We start from the raw sequence: 25,038 nt of genomic DNA on the forward strand, positions 1-25,038 counted from the left end.
AGTTCGTCGCGCCGCTCAGTGCGGCGCGGCATTGCTGCAATAGCCCGGAGAGGTCTCGGCCGCTGTGCCGTGGGCGAGGTCGCGGCGATAAGCAAGCGCTGGCGAGCGCAGTCATGCTCTCGTCGGGCGCATGCCAGGTCGGTCGTCAATGTGCGCGGACAATGCCGGCTCCGCGACCCCTGCTTTTCCCGTTGCGGTGGTGGCGGACAATGCTACGCTCGCGCCCGATATTTGATCCGGGCAAGTATTTGATGCGCATTTTTTGGCTCGCCGTCCTCCTCGCTTCGTCACTCTCGTTCGTCCCGCCGGCGCTTGCACAGCAGGCCAGGGTTGCGCTCGTCATCGGCAACGGCGCCTATGAGAAAGTGCCTGAGTTGCCAAACCCGACGCGCGATGCGGCCGACATCGGCCGCGCCCTCGAGCGCCTCGATTTTAGGGTCACCCAGGTCAAGAATGCCAACGCGCAAGAGATGAGGAAGGCCGTCGTCGAGTTCGGCCGGTCTGCCGAGGGAGCCGACCTCGCCGTCGTGTTCTACGCGGGGCACGGCATGGAAGTCGGCGGCGAGAACTGGCTGATTCCGATCAGCGCAGAGCTGCGCAGCGACACCGACATCGAGAGCGAGGCCATCAGCCTGCGCTCGGTGAGCCTTCAGGTATCGAAGGCCCGGAGGCTGGGCCTCGTCATCCTCGACGCCTGCCGCAACAATCCCTTCGCCGCGAAGATGAAGCGGTCGATCGCCACCCGGGCCGTAGCTCGCGGACTCGCGCCGACCGAGCCCTCCGACAATGTCCTGATCGCCTATGCCGCCCGCGACGGCACCACGGCGAGCGATGGCGATGGCCGGAACAGCCCCTTTACCGCGTCGTTGCTGCGCCACATCGAAACACCGGGCCTCGAAATATCGTTTCTATTTCGCCGGGTCCGCGACGACGTGATGGTTGCGACCAGGCGCGAGCAGCAGCCGTTCGTGTACGGCTCCCTGTCGAAGGAGGAGATTTACCTGAAAGCGCCCGCCGCGAGCGCTCCGGCGCCAGTCGCGTCAAATCCGGCACCCGCAACTGCAACTCCCGCGGAAGACGAGCAGTTTTGGCTGGCGATCCGGACCTCGAATGTGTGGGGTCTCTATGAGGACTTCATGGCGAGGTATCCCCGCAGCAATCATGTCGCGGAAGCGCGACAGCGGATCAAGGATCTCAAGGCGAGTGAAGTGGCGGCACTATCGCCCTCCGCCCCGGCATCGGACGCGAGCGCGCGTCCGGCGCCTGATCCGAAAACCGTCGTTCGAAACGTCTTTGCGCCCGAGGATAACCAGAAGGTTGCTGCCATCGCGGCCGCGCAGCAGCTCAAGCTGCCGAACTTCACGATCGCGTCCAGTCAGGATGTTTCGCCCAAATCCGATTCCAGATTTGTTGGCGTGTGGTCCAACAAGCGTGGATGGTCGAACGGCAAGGGACGCTATACGATGCTGATCGTCACGGAGGTCTCCGCGACGGGGTTGGCCAAGGGATACTATCTCTGGGGGCCGCCGACGAAAACGTCGTGGGCGAAAGACGAAGCGGGCAACCGGTCGTTCGCGGAGTACATCACGGACAACAAGTTCTCGATCGGCGGGACACTCGTCACCGTCAAGCTCGAGAAGAACGTTCTTGCCCTCTCCTCCTTCAAAAAGGAGAATCCATCCGAGTCGGCGAACATAGAGCTTCGTCCGGTCTGGCAGCTCGTGCCGGTGCCGGAGGAGGTCGAACCTTCAGCCAGGCGCGAGAAGACCTCGCAGCCTCTTGCCGTCAAGAAGGAAAGCACCGCCGAGCCGCGTGCTCCGGCGAGTGTCGGTGGAGCGAGCATGGAAGAGCGTTATCGCGCCTGCAGGAAGCTCGTGAAGGGATTTGCCCGGCGTGAGGCTTGCGCGCGTACCGGTGTGATCTAGCGCCGGCGACGCGGCCGGTCGCCAGGCCATCGGTCGGGACGAACGACCGCTCAGTGCGTCGTGACGTCCGAGCGATCGAGCGATTCCAGCGTCGCGGCGTTGCCGCAATAGCCGTGATAGTTCTCTGCGGCGGTGCCGTGGGCGAGATCGCGGTCGCATTGTCCCTTCTGATCGCAGAGCGAGCAGACCCGCTCCATGTCGCGCAGCAGCAGCGGTTGCGTGCGGCCGAGCGCTTCGGCGTTGATGCCGAGCTGCTCCAGCATCTTCGGCAGCTCGTCGGCGGCGTGCTGGCCGTGACGGACCAGATCTTCGAGATCATCGGGCGCGATCCGGAGATCGCTGGCGATCCGGTCGAAATCGGCGCGATCGAGCCGCCGCATCTCGTTCATCTCGCGGTGATGCTTCAGCCAGTTCGCGAAGGATTCGATGAGGTCCTGGACGATGGGATAAGGCCTGCTTGGGGTGCTCATGCGAGGCTCCGTTCGGGTCGTGGAATTGGAGCCAGACTAGGCAAAATGGTGCAGGCGCGCGTTGCGCTGGATCAAATTGAGAATGGGTCAAGAAAGCAGGTCTCGTGTCCCGGACGCGCTGCAGCGTGTAACGCTGCTGCGCAGAGCCGGGACCCATCTCGCCACATGCTGGGCCCCGGCTCAGCAGCGCATCACTGACGTGCTGCGCTGCGTCCGGGGCACGAGAGTGCCGCACAGCACACAGAGCTCAGCTAAATCGCTCCGCCGCCCACGCATACAGGCTGCCCGGAATCGGCTTCTCGCCGCCGCGGCCCTTGGGCGAGATGTGGAGGCCGATGATCTCGGGATTGGCGACGAGACCGAGATAGCTCGACGGATCGAAGAACAGCTTTGGCTCGGCGTGCACGGCGTAGAACGATTGCTTCGGCAGCGCGTTGTGCAATTCGCCGGTGCGGCGCGCGAGCGCGGTGAGCGCGGCAGGCCCGTAGATCGCGACGCGGATATCGGAGAGACGGTTCGAGCCGCCGCGCAGACGGCGCATCATGAAGGTGATGCGATGGCGCACGGACAGCCAGTTCGGCGTCAGCTCTTCCTGCTCCATCAGCTCTTCGAAGGCGGAAACGATGCCGTGCGCGGGCGGCAGGTAGATCACGGAGTTGCCGAGCTGGCGTGGCCGCTCCCAGGCGAAATAGGGTTTTGCCGGATCGATCGCGACGGGCTTCAGGAGCAGCACGTCGGCGTCGAGCCAGAGGCCGAGGTTCTTTGCCATCAGCTTCATGCGGAAGAAGTCGCTGAACTGCAGCGTGGTCCAGTCGCGCCAGCTGCCGTCCGGCTGCGGCGGGCGCAGGCGCTCGGAGAACGCGTGCGGCAGGATCGCTTCGGCATCCGCATTCTCGATGCCCGCGGGCAGGCCGGGAATGGTGTCGAAGCTGTAGACCGTGACCTTGTGGCCGGCAGCCAGCTGCGAGCGCAGACAGGTCTGGCGCAGCGCATCCATCGGGCCATGCCAGAAGGTGACGATGTCGGGCAGCATGCGAGCAGCTATACGGGATAATCAGGGCAAAGAAAAAGCCCCGGCGCCGACAGCACCGGGGCTCCAACGAAAACCTGAGATCAGGCCCAGGCGCGTTCGCGCTTGAGCTTCTCTTCATAGGTGTCGATCGAGGACTTCTTCTCCATCGTCAGACCGATGTCGTCGAGGCCGTTGATCAGGCAGTGCTTGCGGAACGGGTCGATCTCGAACTTGACCTTGCCGCCGTCGGGACCGCGGATCTCCTGGTTCGGCAGGTCGATCGTCAGCGTTGCGTTGGCGCCGCGCTCGGCGTCGTCGAACAGCTTGTCGAGGTCTTCCTGGCTGACGCGGATCGGCAGAATGCCGTTCTTGAAGCAGTTGTTGTAGAAGATGTCGCCGAACGAGGTCGAGATGACGCAGCGGATGCCGAAGTCGAGCAGCGCCCAGGGCGCGTGCTCGCGGCTCGAGCCGCAGCCGAAATTGTCGCCGGCCACCAGCACCTTCGCGTTGCGATAGGCGGGCTGGTTGAGGACGAAATCCGGATTCTCGCTGCCGTCGTCCTTGTAGCGCTGCTCGGAGAAGAGCCCCTTGCCAAGGCCGGTGCGCTTGATGGTCTTGAGGTACTGCTTCGGAATGATCATGTCGGTGTCGACATTGATGATCTTCAGCGGCGCCGCGACGCCTTCCAGCGTGGTGAACTTGTCCATGGTTGCGCTTTCCCGGGTGTTTCAGGGGGAGACGGTATTTATCGCGATCGGGGCCCGAATCCTAGGCCGAATTCGGCAGATCTAGTCTGCTTTGGCCTCAATTGCCGCCATATCGTCGTCCGAGAGGCCGAAATGGTGCCCGATCTCGTGAATCAGGACGTGGCGGACGATATGGCCGAGGCTTTCGTCGTGCTCGGCCCAGTAATCCAGGATCGGCCGGCGGTAGAGCCAGACCATGTTGGGCAGCCGCGCCACGTCGCCGAAGCTCTGTTGGGGCAGGCCGACGCCCTGGAACAGGCCGAGCAGGTCGAACTCGCTCTCGCATTCCATCTCGTCCAGAACCTCGTCGGTCGGGAAGTCGTCGACGCGGAGGATCACGCCCTCGCACAGCCCGCGAAATTCCGCCGGCAGGCGCTCGAATACCTCATGGGCCATCGCTTCCATCTCGGCCAGCGAGGGCGCTTTCAATTCCGTCCACATGGCCGTCTCTTACCGCGGGTTTCCTGCCGATGCATCCGGCTTTATAGGATCGGCGTTGACGTCGCGCGCGAAAACGAGGAGCGTACGCCGCGTCAAGGGGTTGGCTCAGGTAAGTGGTGGTACGATGCGGGCGGGAACAGCGGGACTGGCTCTACTGTGCATGGGGTTGTTTTCGTCATTTTGTATTGGCGCAGAGGCCCAGACGGCTGGCACCGAGCTCCGCATGGCCCAGGCGACCTCGCCCGAGGACGCCCCGCCGCCGCGCAGGCGGACTCAGCCGCGGCTGCGCGTCACCCCCTATTACAGCCCTGACGGCGTCTATCCGCGCTACAATCCGGGTCCTGACGCGGTCCGCGAGTGCAACGCCGCCTATGTGCAGGAATACCGGCCGAGCGGCACGGTGATCGTGCCGCATATGCACTGCTACTGGCGCCGCGGCTGAGGTCTCACTGCCCGCGCAGCGCGCCGATCAGGCCGGCGCCGACGACGAGCGCCGAGGCGCCATAGACCAGGATCGCCATTACGGATTGGGTGAGCGGGCTTGCAGAGCCCGCCTCGACGCCCGGCCCCTGCGCGGCAAGTGCCGAGCTCGCGCCGAGGGCAAGGCTCGCTGTGATCGCGAGGCGAGATAACCGCAATCCGCTGGAACTTAACAGAAGACCTGGCATCACCATCTCCCTTAGTCGCTCGACCAGAAGATACGTTCGCCGTTGATCGCCGGTTTTTGTCGGGGCGCGCAATGTTGCGCCGGTGCCTGGGAACCTTGTCCGTGCCCTCTGCATTCATGTCCGGGGCGCACTCATCCATATCCGATCCAGGCGCGAGGCTCTAGGGCTCAGCTCTAGTCCTTGCGTCGTACGTCCGGTCAGTGCGTGCACCCCGCAACGATGTCAGGAGATCCAACGAAATGCAGTCTATGAAAATGCTCGGCCTTGCGGCCGCCGGTGCGCTGTTCGTCCTCGCAGCGCCGGTCGAGCGCGCGCAGGCGGTGTCGCTCATCAATCCCGGTGCCGCGCAGTCGGTGCAGGATGAAGCGAGGCCGACGACCGAGGTGCGCTGGCATCGTCACCACTGGCGCCGTCATCACTGGCGCGGGCGCCACTGGCATCGTCACCGTCGCTGGTGATCGGCGGAGTTGAGAACAGGCCCGCGATGCGGGCCTGTTTTAACTTGCAGGCGACGCTGTGATGCCCGCATGGTGATGGTGGAGGTCGTCATGACGAGATGGATCGCATTGGCCGTTGTCGTTGAGCTTGCCGCAGGCCTGTCTTACGCTTCTGCCGCGCAGAGAGTGACGAAGCTGCCGGATGCCTCGGCGGGACGCGCAATGTTCGATGCGCAGCGACATGTTCGATACGATGTTGCGCGGTACTCTCCGCGTTCTGATCCGCACTACTACGCGCGGCCCGTCTATTACCGTCCTTATCCCTATGGCGTGCCCGCGCCGTTCGTCTTCGGCTACGGGCCGTGGTGGTAACGCGCTAGCCGCCTGGCGCAAACCCCTTCACCAGCAGCACGGTTGCCTGCGCGCCGGCCTTGCGATCGCGCGAGATCTCTTCGTAGTCAGGCGAGTTCGAGAAGGCCAGGAATGAGGCCTCGTCGGGAAACGACATCATGACAAGCTTGTCATGCGGCCATGCGCCTTCGAGCACGCGCGGATGTTCATCGGCTGCGAGCAGCCGTCCGTTGTACTTCCTGAACACGTCGAAGAAGCGCGCCTGATAGCGGTCATAGGCGCTGCGGTCCGTCATCTTCAATTGCGCAATCGCATAAACGGTCATCTCTCAAATTCCTCTTGTCGTCGTCGCAATCTTGTCGCGGCGTCTCGTTCATTCACGAGGCGTTCACGTCGCTGTCCCTAATTTAATCTTGGGAGCGACTGCAAATGAACAGCGATGCGAGCAACGCTGCGCCGCATTGCCGCTGTCCATATTCAGGGAGAATTCCATGCTGAGGACTTTAGGTCTTCGAGCAAGTCCGATGCGCTTGCTCGGACTTGCGGCCGTTGCCACGCTGATGTTGTCGGCGGGCACCGCGCGCCGTGTGGAGGCGATGACGCCGATCAATCCAACGGCGCTGCCGGCGACGAAGGCTGCAAGCGATGACCTGATCACGCAGGTTCGCCACGGCGGCGGTGGCGGCCATGGTGGAGGCTTTCACGGCGGCGGTTTTCATGGCGGAGGTTTTCACGGCGGTGGCTTCCGTGGTGGCGGAGGACATTTCGGTGGCTTCCATGGCGGTGGCTTCCGCGCCGCGCCCGCCTTTCACGGCGGCGGATTTCGCTACGGCGGATTTCGCCATTATGGCGGGTATGGCGGCTATCATCGCCACTGGGGCTATCGCCCGCATTACGGCTATCGCCACTTCCACCGGCGCTATTATTACGGCGGCTATTATCCCTACTACCACTATCCGCGCCGCTGCCGGGTGATCTGGACCTATTCCGGCCCGCGCCGCATCTGCCGCTGGCATCGCTGGCACCATCCGTATCGCTATTGGTAAGCGGGATCGAAATGAAAAGGGCGCCTCGAGGGCGCCCTGTGTTCGTGTGTCTTAGAGCCAATCCTTCAGCTTCCATGACGCGGATTTCCACCGCATCAAATTCTCGACCTTCCACTGCTGGAACATCGCCGGAGGCCAGCGGCTGAGCTTTGAGGTCTCCTCAGGCTCCTGCTTGGCGACGATGCGCAGCGGTGTTGCGCGCCGGCGGTGCTGGCGCGTGGCCTCGCTGATCAGGTCGACATATTCGGGCTTGTTGGCCATGAGGCGTGTCCTCGCGAAACCGTCGCGAGGACACATTGTGGGCGAAGCCGCTTAACGGCCGTTTGCCACGTTAGATCAAATTGCGAGGAGTGGCTTAGCGCCACTCCCTGACGTCGACGAAGTGACCCGCGATCGCCGCTGCTGCCGCCATCGCCGGCGACACCAGATGCGTGCGGCCCTTGAAGCCCTGGCGTCCCTCGAAGTTGCGGTTCGAGGTCGAGGCGCAGCGCTCTTCCGGGGCCAGCTTGTCCGGGTTCATCGCGAGGCACATCGAGCAACCGGGCTCGCGCCATTCGAAGCCGGCCTTGATGAAGATCTTGTCCAGACCTTCAGCTTCCGCCTGCTCCTTCACGATGCCGGAGCCCGGCACGACCATGGCGTTGACGCTGGACGAAACCTGCTTGCCTTCCGCGATCTTGGCGGCGGCGCGCAGGTCTTCGATGCGGCCGTTGGTGCAGGAGCCGATGAAGACGCGGTCGAGCTTGATGTCGGTGATCTTCGTGCCCACGGTCAGGCCCATGTACTTCAACGCGCGGTGCTTGGAGATGCGCTTGGCCTCGTCCGCGATCTTGTCCGGATCCGGCACGATGCCGGTCACGGAGATCACGTCTTCAGGGCTGGTGCCCCAGGTCACGATCGGCGGCAGCTTGGCCGCATCGAGGCGCAGCTCGTGGTCGAAATGCGCGCCTTCGTCGGAGCGCAGCTTGTCCCAGTAGCGCATCGCCGCATCCCAGGCCGCGCCCTTCGGCGACTTCGGGCGGTCGCGCAAGAAGTCATAGGCCTTCTGGTCGGGAGCGACCAGGCCGGCGCGCGCGCCGCCTTCGATCGACATGTTGCAGACCGTCATGCGGCCTTCCATGCTGAGCGAACGGATCGCATCGCCGGCATATTCCAGCACGTAGCCGGTGCCGCCCGCGGTGCCGATCTCGCCGATGATGGCGAGGATGATGTCCTTGCCGGTCACGCCGTCGGGCAATTTGCCGTCGACGGTGACGCGCATGTTCTTCGCCTTCTTCTGGATCAGCGTCTGCGTCGCCAGCACGTGCTCGACCTCGGAGGTGCCGATGCCGTGCGCGAGCGCGCCGAACGCGCCATGCGTCGAGGTGTGGCTGTCACCGCAGACGATGGTGGTGCCGGGCAGCGTAAAGCCCTGCTCGGGGCCGATGACGTGGACGATGCCCTGGCGCTTGTCGAACTCGTTGTAATATTCGATGCCGAATTCCTTGGCATTCTCGGCCAGCGCCTTGATCTGCTCGATGCTTTCCGGATCGGGATTCGGCTTGGTGCGGTCGGTGGTCGGCACGTTGTGGTCGACGACGGCGAGCGTCTTCTCGGGCGCGTGCACCTTGCGGCCGGTGGCGCGCAGGCCTTCGAACGCCTGCGGTGAGGTCACCTCGTGCACCAGGTGGCGGTCGATATAGAGCAGGCAGGTGCCGTCGTCGGCTTCGTGCACCAGATGGTCGTTCCAGATCTTGTCGTACAAGGTGGTCGGCTTGGACATGAGCGTCAGCTCCGAAGAATGTGTGAAGCGGATAAGCGCGGTCACGCGCGGGGCAACAAAATGGTCAGCGCAGCTTTTAGGCTGCGCGCGTAAGCTCTGACGTTGCCGAGGTCGCGAAGCGTCCGAAGAACCGGCCAGGCAGCCGCGAGCGATCGTCGATGACGATGCGCTTGACGGACGAGGGGCTGGTCAGATCTGGAAACATTCTAGAAGCTATATAGCACGCGGAAATTAAAGCGCGAGAGCCTAGCGGCATCGTCATTGCGAGGAGCCCTTGCGACGAAGCAATCCAGACTGCCACCGCGGAGAGATTCTGGATTGCTTCGCTTCCGCCTTCGCTCTTCGAGCTTCGGCGGACAAGTCGCTCGCAATGACGGCCGAGTGCGGAGTACGCAACAAAAAAGCGCGGAGCCGAGCCCCGCGCTTCTGAAAAGCTTGCCTGGTGGCGGAGCTTACTCGCCGACGGCAGCCTGGCGGTCCTGCTTCTCGACGATGCGGGCCGACTTGCCGCGAAGATTGCGGAGGTAATAGAGCTTGGCGCGACGCACCTTGCCGCGGCGCACCACCTTGATCGAGTCGATCATCGGGGAAAGCACCGGGAACACGCGCTCGACACCCTCGCCATAGGAGATCTTGCGGACAGTGAAGCTCTCGTTGAGGCCACCGCCGGAACGGCCGATGCAGACGCCTTCATAGGCCTGCACGCGCGTGCGGTCGCCTTCGACGACCTTCACGTTGACGATCACGGTGTCACCGGGACCAAATTCCGGAATGTCCTTGTTGGCGGACAGCTTGTCGAACTGCTCTTGCTCGAGCTGCTTGATCAGGTTCATGGGTAAATCTCCATCGGCGCGCCCAGCCGTGAGAAACGGGGGCTGCGCGAAATTCGTTGATCCAGCTATTGCGGATGTGGGCGCTCCTATAAGGCAAGCCGGAGCGTTTGTCACCCGTCTGTCTTGTTTTTTGGCGTTTTTTGGCGACCGGGCCGATTCGGGGGCTTGGGTGGGATTTGGGCCCATAAATCCGGCCGCCGGGCCTCGGTCAGGGCCTCGGATTGCGCCCGCCGCCAGGCCGCAACCTTGGCGTGGTCGCCCGAGGTCAGGATCTCAGGGATCGGAACCCCCTCGAACAGCTGCGGGCGGGTGTATTGGGGGTATTCGAGCAGGCCGTCCGAGAAGCTCTCCTCGGTTCCCGAAGCTTCCTTGCCCATGACGCCCGGCAGCAGCCGGACGCAGGCGTCGATCAGGGCCAAAGCCGCGATTTCGCCCCCGGAAAGCACGTAATCGCCGATCGAGACCTCCTCCAGGCCCCGGGCGTCGATCACCCGCTGGTCGATCCCCTCGAACCGACCGCAGACGATCAGGGGGCCGGGACCCCCGGCGAGTTCGGCGACGCGGGCCTGGGTCAATGGCCGACCGCGGGGGCTCATGAGCAGGCGCGGCCGATCCTGATCGATCCCGGCGGCATCGATCGCAGCCGCCAGAACATCCGCCCGCAGCACCATGCCCGGGCCGCCGCCGGCCGGGGTGTCGTCAACGCTGCGGTGGCGGTCGGTGGCGGAGGCCCGGATGTCCCGCGCCTCGATCTCCCAAAGCCCGGAGGCCAGCGCCCGGCCGGCCAGGCTCACGCCGAGCGGCCCCGGAAACATCTCCGGAAACAGCGTCAGAACCGTCGCGCGCCAGGGTGAGGGATTGGTCATGTTGATCAGCTTAGCCAAAACCACGGCTGGTGGTTATGCGTCCCCGCCTTCGCGGGGACGACTCGCGGAGGGATCGCCTTCGCGATCATCACCCTCGATCTCCTGCGGCAGTGCGATCACGACGCGGCCGCCGTTGAGATCGACCTCCGGCACCACTGCGTTCGAGAACGGCAGCAGCAGCGTCGGGCCTCTCAACGGCGCGATCTCGATGATGTCGCCGGCGCCGAAATTATGGATCGCGAGCACGCGGCCGAGCGCGTCGCCGTCGGTGGTGACGGCGTCGAGCCCGATCAAATCGGTGTGGTAATATTCGTCCTCCTCCGTCGCGGGCAGTTTTTCGCGCGGGACGTAGAGTTCGATGCCGTTGAGGCGCTCGGCCTCATCGCGGGTCGTGACGCCCTTGAACGTCGCGACCAGATGATCCTTGGCCTCGCGCGCCGTTGCTACCTCGAACTGGCGCTTGCCGTCCTTGGACAGCAGCGGACCGTAGCGCTTAACGGCAAAGGGATCTTCGGTGAAGGTCCACAGTTTGACCGCACCGCGCACACCATGCGCGGCGCCGATCCGCGCGACGCAGACCAGCGCCGACATGATCTAGCCTTAGCCCTTCGCGGCGGCTTCGGCCTGCGCCTTGCGCTCCTTGCGCGGCACGGCCTTCTCGGGGTTGTTGCGCGCTTCGCGCTTCTTGACGCCGGCGGCGTCGAGGAAGCGGGACACGCGGTCCGACGGCTGCGCGCCCTTGGCGAGCCAGGACTTCACCTTGTCCATGTCGAGCTTCAGGCGGGTCTCGTTGTCCTTCGGCAGCAGCGGGTTGAAATAGCCGAGACGCTCGATGAAGCGGCCATCGCGGGGGAAGCGCGAGTCGGCGACGACGACATGATAGACGGGACGCTTCTTGGTGCCTGCGCGGGCGAGGCGGATAACGACGGACATCTAGTTCTCCTTGAAAGTGTGGTTTGCAAAGTACGTTTTGTTCGGTTGATTGGTATTCCGCGTTGCGCGAGACCGGTTCGGTCCCGTGCGACGAATTCCTCATTTCTTCTTTCCCGGGAAACCGCCGAGACCCGGCAGCATCGGCTTGCCGCTCAGCCCGGTCAGTCCCGGTACATTCGGCAGACCGGTGCGAAGACCGGCCGGCAGATCCTTCGGCAGGTTCGGCAGGCCCTGCCCGCCGCCGCTCTGCATCTTCTCCTGCAGCGCCTTCATCTCTTCGGGCGAGGGCATCTTCATGCCGCCGCCGAAGCCCATCGCCTGCGCGATGCCGGCGAGCGGGCCGCGCTTGCCCGAGCCCATGGCCTTCATCACGTCGGCCATGTTCCGGTGCATCTTGAGCAGCTTGTTGACGTGCTCGACGCTCTGGCCGGAACCTGCGGCGATGCGCTTCTTGCGGCTGGCCTTGAGCAGGTCGGGATGACGGCGCTCGTCACGCGTCATGGAATCGATGATCGCGACCTGGCGCTTCAAAATCTTGTCGTCGATGCCGGCGGCCGCGATCTGGTTCTTCATCTTGGAGATGCCGGGCATCATGCCCATCAGGCCGCTGATGCCGCCCATGTTGGCCATCTGCAGCAACTGCTCGCGCATGTCGTTGAGGTCGAACTGACCCTTGCGCATACGCTCGGCGGTGCGCGCGGCCTTCTCGGCGTCGATATTGGCGGCGGCACGCTCGACCAGCGAGACCACGTCGCCCATACCGAGGATGCGGCCGGCGATACGGTCGGGATGGAAATCTTCCAGCGCGTCGGTCTTTTCACCGGTGCCGATCAGCTTGATCGGCTTGCCGGTGACCGCGCGCATCGACAGCGCAGCACCACCGCGGCCGTCGCCGTCAACGCGGGTCAGCACGATGCCGGTGAGGCCGACGCGCTGATCGAACGAGCGCGCGAGGTTCACGGCGTCCTGGCCGGTGAGGCTGTCGGCGACCAGTAGCACTTCATGCGGGTTGGCAGCCGCTTTGATCGCCGCGGCTTCCGCCATCATCTCTTCGTCGAGCGTGGTGCGGCCGGCGGTGTCGAGCAGCACGATGTCGTAGCCGCCAAGCTTGCCGGCTTCGAGCGCGCGCTTCGCGATCTGCGGCGGCTGCTGGCCGGCGACGATCGGAAGTGTTGGAATGTCGAGGTCGCGGCCGAGCACCGCGAGCTGCTCCATCGCCGCCGGACGATAGACGTCGAGCGAGGCCATCAGCACCTTGCGCTTGTCGCGCTGGACCATGCGGCGGGCGAGCTTCGCGGTGGTGGTCGTCTTACCCGAGCCCTGCAGACCGACCATCATGATCGGCACCGGCGGCACGGAATTGACGTCGATGGACTGGCTTTCGGCGCCGAGCGTGTTGATCAGCTCGTCGTGGACGATCTTGACCACCATCTGGCCGGGCGTGACCGACTTGACGACGGTGGCGCCGATCGCCTGCTCGCGGACGCGCTCGGTGAAGCTGCGCACCACTTCGAGCGCGACGTCGGCCTCGAGCAGCGCGCGGCGCACTTCGCGCATTGCGGCATCGACGTCCTTTTCGGTCAGCGCACCGCGCCCCGTCAGACGATCGAGAATGCCACCAAGCCGTTCCGACAGATTGTCGAACAATGCCGTTGTCCTTTTTTACCTCGCCCCGCCTGCGGGGAGAGGTCGCCGCACCCTTGCGCGGCGGGTGAGGGGGTACGGGACTATCCACGTGCACCATGCGCGGAGAGAGCCCCTCACCCCGACCCTCTCCCCGCAAGAGCGGGGCGAGGGAGAAGAAAGTCCAAACACCTTTGCGCCCGAGGGCGCATAGCGCTGTCGGGCGTTGACCTCTGGCCTCCAGGGCCAGTCGGCGGGTCGAAAAGAAAGCCTTTCCGAGAAAGTGGCGGGGTTAAACGCCGCTCCCGCCCAAAAGTCAAGGAAAGTTAGGGTGCCGGAGCGCCTTTGTCAGGGCAAGGCCTTGAAAAAATAACGTTTTTGGCGACGGGTTCCTTTTTTGGCGGCCCCGCCCATATAGCCGGTGATGCCTTACCGTCTCAACCAGCCATAAAAGCCCGCCCCGTGCCGATCACCCGCCGCCGCCTGTTCGGACTGCTTGCCGGGGCCGGTGCGCTGGTCGGCGTGCCTTCTCTCTGGATGTCCCGCATGAAGACCTATGACGGCCCTGTCTCCGACCATTTCGACGGCCTGACCTTCTTCGATCCGGACGGCGCGCCGCCGAAATCGCTCCGCGAGGTGCTGCGCTGGCAGTTTAGCGGCAAGCGGCAGCGGGCGGCCTGGCCGGATTGGATCCCGAACCCCCAGGCCGATACCCCGCCGGCGCGCGTCGACGGCGACAAGGTGCGGCTGTCCTTCGTCGGCCACGCCAGTTGGCTGATCCAGACCGGCGGCCTCAACATCCTGGTCGATCCCGTCTGGTCGGCGCGGGTCTCACCCGTCAATTTCGCCGGACCGAAGCGGCACAACGATCCCGGCATCGCCTTCGAGAAGCTGCCGAAGATCGACGTCGTGCTGGTCTCGCACGGCCACTACGATCATCTGGATATCGCGACGCTGTCGCGGCTCGCCAAGAATTTTGGGCCGCGCGTGGTGACCCCGCTCGGCAATGACGTGACGATGCGCGGTGCCGATCCCACCATCAAGGTGGAAGCGTTCGACTGGCACGACCGTGTCGAGCTCGGCGGCCGCATTGCCGTGACGCTGGTGCCGACGCGGCACTGGACCGCGCGCGGCATGTTCGACCGCAACAAGGCGCTGTGGGCGAGTTTTGTATTGGAGACGCCGGCCGGAAAAATCTACGTCGTCTGCGATTCCGGCTATGGCGACGGCACGCATTTTCGCCGCGTCGCCGAGAAGCATGGGGCGCTGCGCCTGGCAATCCTCCCCATCGGCGCCTATGAGCCGCGCTGGTTCATGCGCGACCAGCACATGAACCCGGAAGACGCCGTGAAGGCGCTCGGCGATTGCGGCGCGCAGGAAGCGCTCGGGCATCATCACGGCACCTTCCAGCTCACCGACGAAGCCATCGACGCGCCGGCCAAGGCGCTGATCGAAGCGCTCGACGCCGCCAGGATTCCGCAGGAGCGGTTCGTCGCGATGAAACCGGGGCAGGTGGTGGAGATTTAGTTCTCTCCACGCACACCGCTCGAGCCCCGGACGCAGCGCAGCACGTTAGTGATGCGCTGCTGAGCCGGGGCCTACGTCGTGGTCGTGCGCTGTGCTGCTTTCTGGGTCCCGGCTCTGCGCAGCAACGCTGGCGCGCTGCAGCGCGTCCGGGACGCGAGAGCTGCTATTCCTTCGCCTTGATCGCCCAGCTCACATTCACCGTCACCGCCAGCGTCTCCTCGCCCGGCGCGACCGCGGCGGGCGCCGCCATCGGCGCTGCTCCCGCCATCCGCGCCTTGAACAGCGGCACCGGCGCGCCGGCTTCGGAAACGCTGAGCGGCGCGCCCAGCGTGACGCCGGTGGCCTTGGCGTAGATCTCGGCCTTGCGGCGTGCATCCGCCACCGCCTGCACACGCGCATCGTCGAGCAGCTTCGAGGCCTGCGTCACCTCAAACGAAATATTGCCGATGTCGTTGGCGCCGGCGCCGACCAGCGTGTCGATGATTGCGGCGACCTTGGTCACGTCGCGAATCTTGACCGTCACGCGGTTACTGGCGCGGAAGCCGATCACCGGCGACGCACCGGTGGATCTGTTCTGGCCGTATTGCGGCTGCAGCGACAGGCGCGAGGTCTGATAGTCCTTCTCGGCGACCCCGGCGCCCTTCAGCGCCGCCAGCACCTTGCCCATCGCGGCGTTGTTGGTGTCGGAGGCTTCCTTCGCCGTCTTGGCGTCGCTGGCAACGCCGGCATCGATGTGCGCCAGATCGGGCGCCGCAGACATCGTGGCTTCGCCGCTCACGGAGATGGCGGACGGAAAATCGTCGGCGAACGCAGGCGCGGTCAGCGACGCGATGGCAAGTACGGCGGCGAGTACGGCAGGCTTCTTCATTTCTCTCACTTCAATGGCACGAACACGTTGATCACGAGCTTGTCCTCGGCCGTCTTCAGGGGATCGGTGAGGTACTCCTCGATAAAGGTGTCCTTGGCTTCCAGTCGCTTGTCGTCGAGGTGATTGGTGATCGCCTCGTAGGTGTTGTCCATGTTGTCGTAGGAGCCGCGATGGACGAATTTCAGCGCCTTGCCCTCCGGCGATTTGCCGATGCTCATGTCCTTGGGCAGCTTCTGCGGGTCCTGGTCGACCGGGATCTCGGCGAGGAAGGTGAAGCCGGTGTCGTCGGTCGAGGTGTAGACGATCATCGAATTGCCGGCGTGCTTGATGCCCTGCTTGTCCAGCAACGCGTTCAGCGCCTTGAAGGCGTCGACCAGCGTGTCGAAGGCCGAATCCCAATTGGCGGTGCCCTTGACCATCACGACCTTGCGGGCCTCGAGCGTGGTCTCCTGGCCGAACGGGTCGGCCGTCTGCACCGGAGCGGGCGTGGCTGCCACGGCCGGCGGCGGGGCCGTCGGGCTCGGCGAGGCGCTGGCTGCGGGTGCCGGCGATGCTGCGGGAGCAGGGGAGGCGCTTGCCGCAGGCGAGGGTGTTGCCGCGGGGGCAGGGGAGGCACTTGCAGCCGGGGCGGGTGAAGCCGACGGGGCCGGCGAGGGACTTGCCGATACGGCCGGCGCCGGGCTTGGGCTCTGCGCCAGCGCGCCGGACAGGTCAAACGACAAGGCTGCTGCCGGGATCAGCGCGGCCAGAGCGAGACGACGAAACCCAATCATTTGATCCTCCCCAAGGCCTTGCCCACCAAGGCCTAAATCCGCTTTGCGCTCGGTCGCGCATCCCGGTTCGCGCGAACTGCGCCGTTCTAACACGCGAGCGCCGAATTCGTCCCATGACAGATGCGTCATGGCCGGCGTCCGGCCCGCGGGCCGCAAATCACTGGCCAAGCCGGCAAGGATCGCCATATAAGGCAGGCGAAATTCGGGAATTTTCATGAGCGCGCTGGCCAACCACGCATTTGCCAAGATGAACGGCATCGGCAACGAGATCGTCGTTGTCGACATGCGCGATTCCGCGGCCAAGGTGACACCGGACGATGCCCGCGCGGTCGCGTCCGCGCAGGGCGGCGTGCCCTACGACCAGCTCATGGTGCTGCAGAAGCCGCGGCTCGACGGCACCGAAGCCTTCATTAGCATCTACAACAGTGACGGCTCGGAAGCCGGCGCCTGCGGCAACGGCATGCGCTGCGTGGTGCGTCGCATCTTCGAGAAGAGCGGGCAGACCACGGCAACCTTCGAAACTGCGGCCGGCCTGCTCAATGCCTGGCAAGGCCCGGCGCCCGACCTTTATACCGTCGACATGGGCGCGCCGAAATTCGGCTGGCAGGATATTCCGCTGGCGGAAGAGTTTCGCGACACCCGCTACATCGAATTGCAGATCGGGCCAATCGACAATCCGATCCTGCATTCGCCGTCCGTGGTGAGCATGGGCAATCCGCACGCGGTGTTCTGGGTCGACGACGTCAACGCCTACGATCTCGGCCGTTTCGGTCCGCTGCTGGAGAACCATCCGATCTTCCCCGAGCGCGCCAACATCACGCTGGCCCATATCGTCGATCGCGAGCACATCACGATCCGCACCTGGGAGCGCGGTGCGGGCCTGACCCGGGCCTGCGGCTCGGCGGCTTGCGCGACCGCGGTCGCCGCGGCGCGCCTGAAGCGTGCCGAGCGCAATGTCGAAATCACCCTGCCCGGCGGCAAGCTCGGCATCGAGTGGCGCGAGCGCGACGATCACGTGCTGATGACGGGTACGGCGACCTTCGAATTTGAAGGCAATTTCGATCCGGCGCTGTTTGCGCCGGTCGGCTGATGGCCGTCGACATCGTCACCTTCGGCTGCCGCCTCAATGCCTTCGAGGCCGAGGTGATCCGCCGCGAAGCCGAGAGCGCCGGACTTTCCGATACCATCGTCATCAACAGTTGCGCCGTCACCAACGAGGCGGTGGCGCAGGCGCGCCAGTCGATCCGCAAATTGAAGCGCGAGCGGCCGGAGGCGCGCATCGTCGTCACCGGCTGCGCCGCGCAGACGCAAAGCGCGATGTTCGCCGGGATGGCCGAGGTCGACCGTGTCGTCGGCAATGACGACAAGATGCGCGGCGAAGCCTGGCGCGAGGCGCGCGATGCCTTCGATCTCGGCGCCAGCGAGAAGATCGCCGTCAGCGACATCATGGCCGTGAAGGAAATGGCGCCGCACCTGATCGACGGCTTTGCGGCCGGCCTGCCGCGCGTGTTCGTGCAGGTGCAGAACGGCTGCGACCATCGCTGCACGTTCTGCATCATCCCCTATGGCCGCGGCAATTCACGCTCAGTGCCGATGGGTGCCGTTGTCGATCAGGTGCGGGCGCTGGCCGAGCGTGGCCATGCCGAGATCGTGCTGACCGGCGTCGATCTCACCAGCTACGGCGCGGACCTGCCGGGCGCGCCCAAGCTCGGCATGCTGACCAGGCAGATCCTGCGGCATGTGCCGGAGCTGAAGCGCCTGCGCATCTCCTCGATCGATTCGATCGAGGCCGACAGCGACCTGCTCGACGCCATCGCCGATGATGCACGCCTGATGCCGCATCTGCATCTGTCGCTGCAATCCGGCGACGACATGATCCTGAAGCGCATGAAGCGGCGGCATTCGCGCGGCGATGCGATCGCATTCTGCGACCAGGTCCGCCGCCTGCGCCCGGATATCGCGCTGGGCGCCGATATCATCGCGGGTTTTCCGACCGAGACGGAAGATATGTTCTCGCGCTCGCTTGATCTGGTCGAAGAATGCGGCCTGACGTTTTTGCACGTCTTCCCCTATTCGCCGCGCCCCGGCACTCCGGCCGCACGGATGCCGCAGGTCGCTGGGCCGGCGATCAAGGCGCGCGCGAAGCGATTGCGTGTGGCGGGTGACGTGGCGCTGCGGCAGCGGCTGGAAGCCGAGATCGGCGCGACGCGTGAGGTGCTGATCGAGAGCGACGGGCAGGGACGCACGGAGCACTATCTGCCGGTGGCGATTGCCGGTGAGCGAGTCGGCAGCGTCGTCCCGATGATGATCGCCGGCAGTGATGGTGAGCGGCTGACTACGTAGACGGCTTTCTTCCTTCTCCCCTTGCGGGAGAAGGTGGCGCGAAGCGCCGGATGAGGGGGTGCTTCTGCGAATTCAACTGCGTGACGGTGTGCGGAGAGAGACCCCTCACCCGTCTCGCCGCTGCGCGGCGAGCCACCCTCTCCCACAAGGGGAGAGGGAAGAAGCGCGCAACGGGGGCGTCTAAATCAAACAGAGTCTAAGACGCCCGCACCTGCCAGAACCGCAGCGTCCGCCGCGCGTTCTCCGGCGTCATCCTCGCATAGTGCCCTTGCGCCCGCGCGATATCCGCGGGCTTCATCGCGCCGGTCGCAAAACGGCTTTCGAGCACGGCGGCGGTCGTCTCCCAGCTGAGCTGCGCCGCCTTGCACGGCACCAGCAGGCCGTCTTCGCGCAGGCTCTGCATCAGCGGACGAATCACTTCGACCGTTGATCCCGACAGTGCAGCCAGAGCAGCGACAGCTTCCTCGTAACGCCGCTGCGTGGCGAAGCTGAGCAACGTCGCCTCGGTGAGCTGGCCGGCAGCCTTGAGATTGGCGATCGCGCGCTTGGCGCCCTCGAAATCGCGGACCCCGGACATCTCGCGCTCGACGCCGACGGTGACGGCGGCGATCGCGTGCTGGATTTCCTCGAACAGATGCGGCGGCGCACGCGACAACAGGCGGGTGCGCACCGCATCGGTCGCCGAGCGCAGCAGTTCGCGGCGCAAATCCGACGGAAGATCGACGCGAACACCGACGCTGATTGCGAGCTCCGGATCGGCTTCGGCCTGGCCGACGATGACGGCAAACCCGTTGCCGGAGACGCGCGCGCCGGGATTGGAAGCGAGGCGGCGGCTGACGCTGGGATAGCGCCGCGCCAGCAGCGCGTCGGTGACGATTTCCTTCAGCCACCAGCGGCCTGCGACTGCGAGCAGGTGCGGCTCGCCCTTGCTGGCGGCGATCTTCACCAGCTCGCCATCGTCGAGGCGCGCGGATTCCTGCAGCACGGGACCGGCGATGCGGATCTCGTCATTGTTGGCGAGGCGGCGAATCACGGAGGGCGGCGCCTGCGCGATCGGCGCGAGCTGCGCGCTGATCTCGGCGAGTGCGACGCGCGCACCCATGTCGGCGATCGCGCGCAGCTCGATGGTGCCGATCAGGCGGTCGAGCACGTCGTCGAACAGCGCGATCTGCTCGTCGTTGAAGCTTCCGGCAGATGAGAGGAACAGGTCGGTGACGCGGCGGGCCGTTTCCAGGCCCTTTTCCGCCGAGCCTATCCGAATCGCGGATTCGACCTCGTCGATGATCGATAGCTCGGGCTGGGACATGACGCGTTGCTCGTCCTGAGCGAATTGACGGAAGCTTGTTCTAAGCAACCGTTATCATTAGTGACGAGCCCTGAACGTTTCGTAAACCATGGTGCGGTTGCCGAGCACCGTCGCGCTGCTGACTAACTACTGCGCCTCACCATGAGGGTCGGGAAAAACTATTCCCCATTCCACCCGCAGGCACGGAGCTTCTCGTGCATGTGCGGAGGGGCCGGCGCGACGACGCGGACCGGCTCCTTGTTCCGGGAGATCGGCACCACGATCTCGCGGGAATGCAGGTGCAGCTTCGGCTCGCCAAAGCGCGGGCCGTTGCCGTAAATGTTATCGCCGAAGATCGGCCAGCCGGTCGCCGACGAATGCACCCGCAATTGATGGGTCCGCCCTGTGACCGGTTCCATCGCGAGCCAGGTGAAGCCCTCGCCCCGGCCCATCACGTTCCAGTTGGTGATCGCCTTCTGGCCCTCGGGGTCCGGCTTTTGCCACCAGCCGCGCTCGGCATTGAGCCGGCCGAGCGGCATGTCGATGGTGCCTTCATCTTCGGCAGGTCCGCCCTCGACCACGGTCCAGTAGGTCTTGCCGATCTTGCCATGCTTGAACAAAAGGCCGAGCGAGGCGGTCGCCTTGCGATGGCGGCCGAGCACAAGACAACCGGAGGTGTCCTTGTCCAGCCGGTGGGCCAGCACCGGCGGCCGCGGCAGGCCGAACCGCAGCGCGTCGAAGGAGTCCTCCAGATTGGGGCCGCCCTTGGGGCCGCGATGCACCGGCAGGCCGGCCGGCTTGTCGATGATCAGCATCAGCCCGTCGCGATGGAGCACGCGGCCCAGGATCTCGTCGGCGGTCAATTCGGGAACATCGAGCAATTGCAGGACCTTTGGCTCAACTCTTTCGTTTAGAGGCGGGAACGGCTAACACACCCCCGCCATGAACGATACCACGTCAGATCCCCCCAAGCTGAGCTGGTGGCGCCGCCTGTCCAACGGGCTGAAGCGAACCTCGTCCTCGCTCGGGACCGCGGTCGCCGATCTCGTCACCAAGCGCAAGCTCGACCGCGCCATGCTCGACGACATCGAGGACGTGCTGCTGCGCGCCGACCTCGGTACCTCCGTCGCGGTGCGGATCGCGGATGCCGTCGGCACCGGGCGCTACGACAAGGCGATCTCGGCCGACGAGGTCAAGGACGTCGTCGCGACCGAGGTCGAGAAGGTGCTGGCGCCGGTGGCCAAGCCGCTCGCGATCGACGCCGCCAAGAAGCCGTTCGTGATCCTCGTGGTCGGCGTCAACGGTTCCGGCAAGACCACGACCATCGGAAAACTCTCGCAGAAATTCGCCTCCGAGGGCCGCAAGGTGATGCTGGCCGCCGGCGACACGTTTCGCGCCGCCGCCATCGAGCAGCTCAAGGTCTGGGGCGAGCGCACCAGGACGCCGGTCATCGCGGGTGCCCAGGGCTCGGATTCGGCGAGCCTCGCCTTCAACGCGCTGACCGCGGCGAAGGAACAGGGCGTCGACGTGCTGCTGATCGACACCGCCGGCCGGCTGCAGAACAAGGCCGAGCTGATGAACGAGCTCGAAAAGGTCGTGCGCGTGATCCGCAAGGTGGATGACACTGCGCCGCATGCGGTGCTGCTTGTGCTCGATGCTACGGTGGGCCAGAACGCGCTGTCGCAGGTCGAGGCCTTCCACCGCACCGCGGGGGTCACCGGCCTCGTGATGACCAAGCTCGACGGCACCGCCCGCGGCGGCATCCTGGTGGCGCTCGCGGAGAAGTTCAAACTGCCGGTGCATTTCATCGGCGTCGGCGAGGGCGTCGACGATCTCGCGCCGTTCACCGCGCGCGATTTCGCCCGCGCCATCGCCGGAATCGAAAGCTGACGAATGGACAAGACCCAGCCGCATCCGCTGTTCAAGCTGGCGACCGAGCTCGGTCCGCTGCTCGTGTTCTTCTTCGTGAACTCGAAGTTCAACCTGTTCGCCGCGACCGGCGCCTTCATGGTCGCGATCGTGGTGGCGATGATCGCCTCCTATGTGGTGACGCGCCACATCCCGATCATGGCGATCGTGACGGGCGTCATCGTGCTGGTGTTCGGCACGCTGACCCTGGTGCTGCACGACGAGACCTTCATCAAGGTCAAGCCGACTATCATCTACGGCCTGTTCGCCGCGATCCTCGGTGGAGGGCTACTGTTCGGCCGCTCTTTCATCGCCGTGATGTTCGACCAGATGTTCAATCTGACACCGCAGGGCTGGCGCATCCTGACGCTGCGCTGGGCGCTGTTCTTCGCCGGCATGGCGGTGCTGAACGAGATCGTCTGGCGCACCCAGAGCACCGACTTCTGGGTGAATTTCAAGGTGTTCGGCGTCACCCCGATCACGATGATCTTCGCCGTCGCCCAGATGCCGCTGACCAAGCGCTACGGTGTCGAGCCGGTGTCGCTGGAGACCAGCGAGGCGGAAGCGGGGGACGTGAGGAAGGGCTGACGGTCTCGTGTCCCGGACGCGCTGCAGCGCCACCAGCGCGTTCACGCGCGTCTTTGACGCGCTATGCGCTGCTGCGCAGAGCCGGAATCCTGGCTCTCTCCAGAAGTGCCGTCGTTGTGACATGGGCCCCGGCTCTGCAGCGCATCACTTCGTGCTGCGCAGCGCCCGGGGCACACGAGACCAGCGTCAGCTCCCCGCCTTCAATGCCTTCTCCATCTGCGGCAACAAGACCGTGCGCAAATTGTCCGGCGTGATCGGCCCCACCAGCTTGTAGACGATGGTGCCTTCGCGGCCGACGACGAAGGTTTCCGGCACGCCGTAGACGCCCCATTCGATCGAGGCGCGGCCGTTGGCGTCGACGCCGACGCGGCCGAACGGGTTGCCGTAGCGCCCCAGGAAGCGCCGCGCGTTATCGGCGCCGTCCTTGTAGTTGATGCCGACGAGCTGGAAGCGCTTGTCCTTGGCGAGTTCAGTCAGCAGCGGCGCCTCGTCGTGGCAGGGCACGCACCAGGAGGCCCAGACATTGACGAGGCTGACCTTGCCCTTGAACGCAGCGGGGTCGAGCCCGGGGATCTGCGTGTTATCGGTCTGCAATCCCTCGAGCGGCGGCAGCGTGGTCTGCGGCGCCGGACGTCCGATCAGCGCGGAGGGAATCCGCGAGGGATCGCCGCTGCCCAGCTTGAACCAGAACAGCACCGCAAGGCCGATGAAGGCGATTAGCGGCAGCACCATCAGGAAGGTGCGGCGCTGCGCCGGTGCAGATGTCGATCGTTCGCTCATGATTGAGTCTTCATGGCCTGTCCGTCGCGCTGCGGCCCGAGCGGCGGGTGACGCCGCTGCGCTCGAGCTCGCGCAGGCGCTCGGTCTGGCTGCGATAGTCGAGCACGATCCAGCCGATCAGGATGGCGACGACGAGCGCCGCCGCCGCATAGGACGTCACGATGAAAGATGCGTAGGGACCGAGCGACATCGTTACGCGGCCCCTTCTGACGCGTTTTCTTGACGCGAACCGGTGCCCATTTCGCTTGAGAACGCGACGCGGCTCGCCTGCATCATCTGCAGCGAGCGGACACGCCGGCGCAAAATCTCGTTGCGCATCGCCGCCAGATGCAGCGTCACGAACAGCAGCGTGAAGGCGATCGCCATCACCAGCAGCGGGATCAGGAAGGATTTATCGAGCGTCGGGCCGCCCACGCGCATCACCGAAGCCGGCTGATGCAGCGTGTTCCACCAGTCGACGGAGAACTTGATGATCGGCAGATTGATCGCGCCGACCAGCGTCAGCACCGCGGCGGCCCGCGCCGCGCGCGAGGGATCGTCGACCGCGCGCCACAGCGCCATCAGGCCGAGATACATCAGGAACAGGATCAGCACCGAGGTCAGCCGCGCATCCCATTCCCAATAGGTGCCCCACATCGGCCGGCCCCACAGCGAGCCCGTGAGCAGTGCCAGGAAGGTGAAGGCCGCGCCGATCGGCGCTGCGGCTTTCGCGGCGACGTCGGCGAGCGGATGCCGCCACACCAGCGTGCCGAGCGAAGCGATGCTCATCACGCCCCAGACGAACATCGACAGCCACGCATTGGGTACGTGGATGAACATGATCTTCACGGTCGCGCCTTGCTGGTAGTCGTCGGGCGCGTAGGCGGATTGATAGAGGCCGATGGTGAGCAGGATGACGGTCGCGGCCGCAAGCCACGGCAGCACCCGCGCCGAGAGCGCGAGGAACCTTGTGGGGTTGGCGAGGTCGATCAGCGACATGGTATCCTGATAATCACCGGGGGCTGCTCACGCAATCAGCATAAAAGCGAGCCGTGAAAGTTGATCGGGGTCAAGGTCAGTCGAGTCCATGCCGCAGGCTCGCCGCCGCCGCGAACGGGCCGATCACGAGGCTGACCAGCGACAGCGCGCACAGGATCGAGAACGGCGCGCCGAATGTCATGGGGCCGACGATCACGGCCTGCGAGGCCGCGACGCCGAAGATCAGCACGGGAATCGACAGCGGCAGCACCAGCACGGCCATCAGCAGCCCGCCCCGGTGCAGTGTCACGGCGAGTGCCGCGCCGATCATGCCGGTGAATGTCAGCGCCGGCGTGCCCGCCAGAAGCGTCAGCGCCACGGCGCCGGTTGCGACCATGTCGAGGTTGAGCAGCAGGCCCAGCACGGGGGTTGCGACAATCAGCGGCAGGCCGGCCGCCAGCCAATGCGCCAGCGCCTTGGCCGCGCAGGCGAGTTCCAGCGGCGTCCGGCTCATCGTGATCAGGTCGAGCGAGCCGTCCTCGTGGTCGGCCATGAACAGCCGGTCCAGCGTCAGCAGGCTCGCCAGCAGCGCGCCGAGCCAGAGGATGGCCGGCCCCAGCCGCGCCAGCAGCGCCAGATCCGGCCCGACGGCAAAGGGCATCAGGACCACGACGGTCAGGAAAAACAGCACGCCAATCAACGCGCCGCCGCCGACGCGCAGCGCGATCCGGACGTCCCGGCGGATGAGGGCGGCGAGGGCGGTCATGCGGTGGCCCTTTCGGCGGGGCGGCCATGGGAGCCCAGCTCGCGCCCCAAGCAAACTGCGCTCCCTCCCCCCTTGCGGGGGAGGGCGGGGGAGAGGGGTAGCCCCGGGAGAGATGCTCGTTGAGGGTGAG

Annotated in this window: 31 protein-coding genes; 10 read left to right on the forward strand and 21 right to left on the reverse strand. The window is 65.3% G+C overall.

The window, feature by feature from the left end:
• Positions 1–113 precede the first annotated feature (113 nt).
• Complete coding sequence (locus RAD16_RS33510) at positions 114–1,925, forward strand: caspase family protein (RefSeq protein ID WP_458162119.1); 1,812 nt, start codon at positions 114–116, stop codon at positions 1,923–1,925.
• A 50-nt stretch (positions 1,926–1,975) separates the two neighbouring features.
• On the opposite strand, the gene RAD16_RS33515 is transcribed toward RAD16_RS33510, so the two are convergent.
• From RAD16_RS33515 to RAD16_RS33530, 4 genes are all read right to left on the reverse strand, one after another.
• Positions 1,976–2,395 carry a DUF6455 family protein gene (locus RAD16_RS33515; protein ID WP_458162121.1) on the reverse strand — a complete coding sequence of 140 codons (420 nt, stop codon included), beginning with the start codon at positions 2,393–2,395 and terminating at the stop codon, positions 1,976–1,978.
• Positions 2,396–2,642: 247 nt separating this feature from the next.
• Positions 2,643–3,428 carry a hypothetical protein gene (locus RAD16_RS33520; RefSeq protein ID WP_458162123.1) on the reverse strand — a complete coding sequence of 262 codons (786 nt, stop codon included), beginning with the start codon at positions 3,426–3,428 and terminating at the stop codon, positions 2,643–2,645.
• Between the two features lie 80 nt (positions 3,429–3,508).
• A complete protein-coding gene (leuD, locus tag RAD16_RS33525) occupies positions 3,509–4,114 on the reverse strand; it encodes a 3-isopropylmalate dehydratase small subunit (RefSeq protein WP_063707853.1) in 606 nt (201 codons plus the stop codon).
• An 81-nt stretch (positions 4,115–4,195) separates the two neighbouring features.
• On the reverse strand, positions 4,196–4,594 hold the full coding sequence (locus tag RAD16_RS33530; RefSeq protein WP_326897738.1) for a metallopeptidase family protein: 399 nt from the start codon (positions 4,592–4,594) through the stop codon (positions 4,196–4,198).
• Positions 4,595–4,754: 160 nt separating this feature from the next.
• Between RAD16_RS33530 and RAD16_RS33535 the strand changes: the two genes are divergently transcribed.
• Positions 4,755–5,036, forward strand: a complete 282-nt coding sequence (locus RAD16_RS33535) for a hypothetical protein (protein WP_458162124.1) — start codon at positions 4,755–4,757, stop codon at positions 5,034–5,036.
• Positions 5,037–5,040: 4 nt separating this feature from the next.
• On the opposite strand, the gene RAD16_RS33540 is transcribed toward RAD16_RS33535, so the two are convergent.
• Positions 5,041–5,262, reverse strand: a complete 222-nt coding sequence (locus tag RAD16_RS33540; RefSeq protein WP_458162125.1) for a hypothetical protein — start codon at positions 5,260–5,262, stop codon at positions 5,041–5,043.
• A 239-nt stretch (positions 5,263–5,501) separates the two neighbouring features.
• Here RAD16_RS33540 and RAD16_RS33545 point away from each other — a divergent pair, with 239 nt between their 5' ends.
• Entirely contained in the window at positions 5,502–5,720 is a 219-nt protein-coding gene (locus tag RAD16_RS33545) for a hypothetical protein (RefSeq protein ID WP_458162126.1), read from the forward strand.
• Between the two features lie 90 nt (positions 5,721–5,810).
• Positions 5,811–6,071, forward strand: a complete 261-nt coding sequence (locus tag RAD16_RS33550; RefSeq protein ID WP_458162128.1) for a hypothetical protein — start codon at positions 5,811–5,813, stop codon at positions 6,069–6,071.
• Positions 6,072–6,075: 4 nt separating this feature from the next.
• Here the strand turns inward: RAD16_RS33550 and RAD16_RS33555 are convergent, their stop codons facing one another.
• Positions 6,076–6,375: a DUF1330 domain-containing protein gene (locus tag RAD16_RS33555; protein WP_458162129.1), complete on the reverse strand. Its 300-nt coding sequence runs from the start codon at positions 6,373–6,375 to the stop codon at positions 6,076–6,078.
• Positions 6,376–6,541: 166 nt separating this feature from the next.
• Here RAD16_RS33555 and RAD16_RS33560 point away from each other — a divergent pair, with 166 nt between their 5' ends.
• Positions 6,542–7,096, forward strand: coding sequence for a hypothetical protein (locus tag RAD16_RS33560; RefSeq protein WP_458162130.1), 555 nt, complete (start codon positions 6,542–6,544; stop codon positions 7,094–7,096).
• Between the two features lie 51 nt (positions 7,097–7,147).
• On the opposite strand, the gene RAD16_RS33565 is transcribed toward RAD16_RS33560, so the two are convergent.
• The 7 genes from RAD16_RS33565 to ffh all read right to left on the reverse strand — a co-directional run bounded on the left by RAD16_RS33565 (position 7,148) and on the right by ffh (position 13,137).
• Positions 7,148–7,357, reverse strand: a complete 210-nt coding sequence (locus tag RAD16_RS33565; RefSeq protein WP_458162132.1) for a hypothetical protein — start codon at positions 7,355–7,357, stop codon at positions 7,148–7,150.
• Between the two features lie 94 nt (positions 7,358–7,451).
• Positions 7,452–8,858 carry a 3-isopropylmalate dehydratase large subunit gene (gene leuC, locus RAD16_RS33570; RefSeq protein WP_458162133.1) on the reverse strand — a complete coding sequence of 469 codons (1,407 nt, stop codon included), beginning with the start codon at positions 8,856–8,858 and terminating at the stop codon, positions 7,452–7,454.
• A 452-nt stretch (positions 8,859–9,310) separates the two neighbouring features.
• Positions 9,311–9,691, reverse strand: a complete 381-nt coding sequence (gene rplS / locus RAD16_RS33575) for a 50S ribosomal protein L19 (RefSeq protein WP_458162134.1) — start codon at positions 9,689–9,691, stop codon at positions 9,311–9,313.
• Positions 9,692–9,801: 110 nt separating this feature from the next.
• On the reverse strand, positions 9,802–10,557 hold the full coding sequence (gene trmD / locus RAD16_RS33580; protein ID WP_458162234.1) for a tRNA (guanosine(37)-N1)-methyltransferase TrmD: 756 nt from the start codon (positions 10,555–10,557) through the stop codon (positions 9,802–9,804).
• Between the two features lie 33 nt (positions 10,558–10,590).
• Entirely contained in the window at positions 10,591–11,148 is a 558-nt protein-coding gene (gene rimM / locus RAD16_RS33585; protein ID WP_458162135.1) for a ribosome maturation factor RimM, read from the reverse strand.
• Positions 11,149–11,157: 9 nt separating this feature from the next.
• Complete coding sequence (gene rpsP, locus RAD16_RS33590) at positions 11,158–11,490, reverse strand: 30S ribosomal protein S16 (protein WP_326897725.1); 333 nt, start codon at positions 11,488–11,490, stop codon at positions 11,158–11,160.
• A gap of 99 nt (positions 11,491–11,589) precedes the next feature.
• On the reverse strand, positions 11,590–13,137 hold the full coding sequence (gene ffh / locus RAD16_RS33595) for a signal recognition particle protein (RefSeq protein ID WP_458162136.1): 1,548 nt from the start codon (positions 13,135–13,137) through the stop codon (positions 11,590–11,592).
• Positions 13,138–13,575: 438 nt separating this feature from the next.
• Between ffh and RAD16_RS33600 the strand changes: the two genes are divergently transcribed.
• Positions 13,576–14,640, forward strand: a complete 1,065-nt coding sequence (locus RAD16_RS33600; RefSeq protein WP_458162137.1) for an MBL fold metallo-hydrolase — start codon at positions 13,576–13,578, stop codon at positions 14,638–14,640.
• Between the two features lie 163 nt (positions 14,641–14,803).
• Here RAD16_RS33600 and RAD16_RS33605 read toward each other — a convergent pair whose 3' ends face one another.
• Positions 14,804–15,508: an SIMPL domain-containing protein gene (locus tag RAD16_RS33605; protein ID WP_458162138.1), complete on the reverse strand. Its 705-nt coding sequence runs from the start codon at positions 15,506–15,508 to the stop codon at positions 14,804–14,806.
• A gap of 5 nt (positions 15,509–15,513) precedes the next feature.
• Positions 15,514–16,281 (reverse strand): GyrI-like domain-containing protein, encoded by a 768-nt coding sequence (locus tag RAD16_RS33610; RefSeq protein WP_458162139.1) that lies wholly within the window; start codon positions 16,279–16,281, stop codon positions 15,514–15,516.
• A gap of 214 nt (positions 16,282–16,495) precedes the next feature.
• Here RAD16_RS33610 and dapF point away from each other — a divergent pair, with 214 nt between their 5' ends.
• Positions 16,496–17,371: a diaminopimelate epimerase gene (dapF, locus tag RAD16_RS33615; RefSeq protein ID WP_458162140.1), complete on the forward strand. Its 876-nt coding sequence runs from the start codon at positions 16,496–16,498 to the stop codon at positions 17,369–17,371.
• On the forward strand, positions 17,371–18,624 hold the full coding sequence (mtaB, locus tag RAD16_RS33620) for a tRNA (N(6)-L-threonylcarbamoyladenosine(37)-C(2))-methylthiotransferase MtaB (protein WP_458162141.1): 1,254 nt from the start codon (positions 17,371–17,373) through the stop codon (positions 18,622–18,624). Before dapF ends, mtaB begins: the two co-directional genes overlap by 1 nt.
• Positions 18,625–18,820: 196 nt before the next feature.
• On the opposite strand, the gene RAD16_RS33625 is transcribed toward mtaB, so the two are convergent.
• Together RAD16_RS33625 and RAD16_RS33630 are read right to left on the reverse strand one after the other, a co-directional pair.
• Positions 18,821–19,930, reverse strand: coding sequence for a DUF2336 domain-containing protein (locus tag RAD16_RS33625; protein ID WP_458162143.1), 1,110 nt, complete (start codon positions 19,928–19,930; stop codon positions 18,821–18,823).
• A 158-nt stretch (positions 19,931–20,088) separates the two neighbouring features.
• A complete protein-coding gene (locus RAD16_RS33630; protein ID WP_458162144.1) occupies positions 20,089–20,790 on the reverse strand; it encodes an RluA family pseudouridine synthase in 702 nt (233 codons plus the stop codon).
• 61 nt (positions 20,791–20,851) lie between these two features.
• On the opposite strand from RAD16_RS33630, the gene ftsY reads away from it, so the two are divergent.
• Both ftsY and RAD16_RS33640 read left to right on the forward strand, forming a co-directional pair.
• Positions 20,852–21,799 carry a signal recognition particle-docking protein FtsY gene (gene ftsY / locus RAD16_RS33635; protein WP_458162145.1) on the forward strand — a complete coding sequence of 316 codons (948 nt, stop codon included), beginning with the start codon at positions 20,852–20,854 and terminating at the stop codon, positions 21,797–21,799.
• Between the two features lie 3 nt (positions 21,800–21,802).
• Positions 21,803–22,405: a septation protein A gene (locus RAD16_RS33640; RefSeq protein WP_458162146.1), complete on the forward strand. Its 603-nt coding sequence runs from the start codon at positions 21,803–21,805 to the stop codon at positions 22,403–22,405.
• 186 nt (positions 22,406–22,591) lie between these two features.
• Here the strand turns inward: RAD16_RS33640 and RAD16_RS33645 are convergent, their stop codons facing one another.
• From RAD16_RS33645 to ccmB, 4 genes are all read right to left on the reverse strand, one after another.
• Positions 22,592–23,185 carry a DsbE family thiol:disulfide interchange protein gene (locus RAD16_RS33645; RefSeq protein WP_458162147.1) on the reverse strand — a complete coding sequence of 198 codons (594 nt, stop codon included), beginning with the start codon at positions 23,183–23,185 and terminating at the stop codon, positions 22,592–22,594.
• A 10-nt stretch (positions 23,186–23,195) separates the two neighbouring features.
• Positions 23,196–23,375: a heme exporter protein CcmD gene (gene ccmD, locus RAD16_RS33650; RefSeq protein WP_458162148.1), complete on the reverse strand. Its 180-nt coding sequence runs from the start codon at positions 23,373–23,375 to the stop codon at positions 23,196–23,198.
• Between the two features lie 2 nt (positions 23,376–23,377).
• Positions 23,378–24,163, reverse strand: a complete 786-nt coding sequence (locus tag RAD16_RS33655; protein ID WP_458162150.1) for a heme ABC transporter permease — start codon at positions 24,161–24,163, stop codon at positions 23,378–23,380.
• A gap of 76 nt (positions 24,164–24,239) precedes the next feature.
• Positions 24,240–24,908, reverse strand: a complete 669-nt coding sequence (gene ccmB, locus RAD16_RS33660; protein WP_458162151.1) for a heme exporter protein CcmB — start codon at positions 24,906–24,908, stop codon at positions 24,240–24,242.
• Positions 24,909–25,038 lie beyond the last annotated feature (130 nt).

This window comes from Bradyrhizobium sp. 18BD (genome assembly GCF_054185225.1).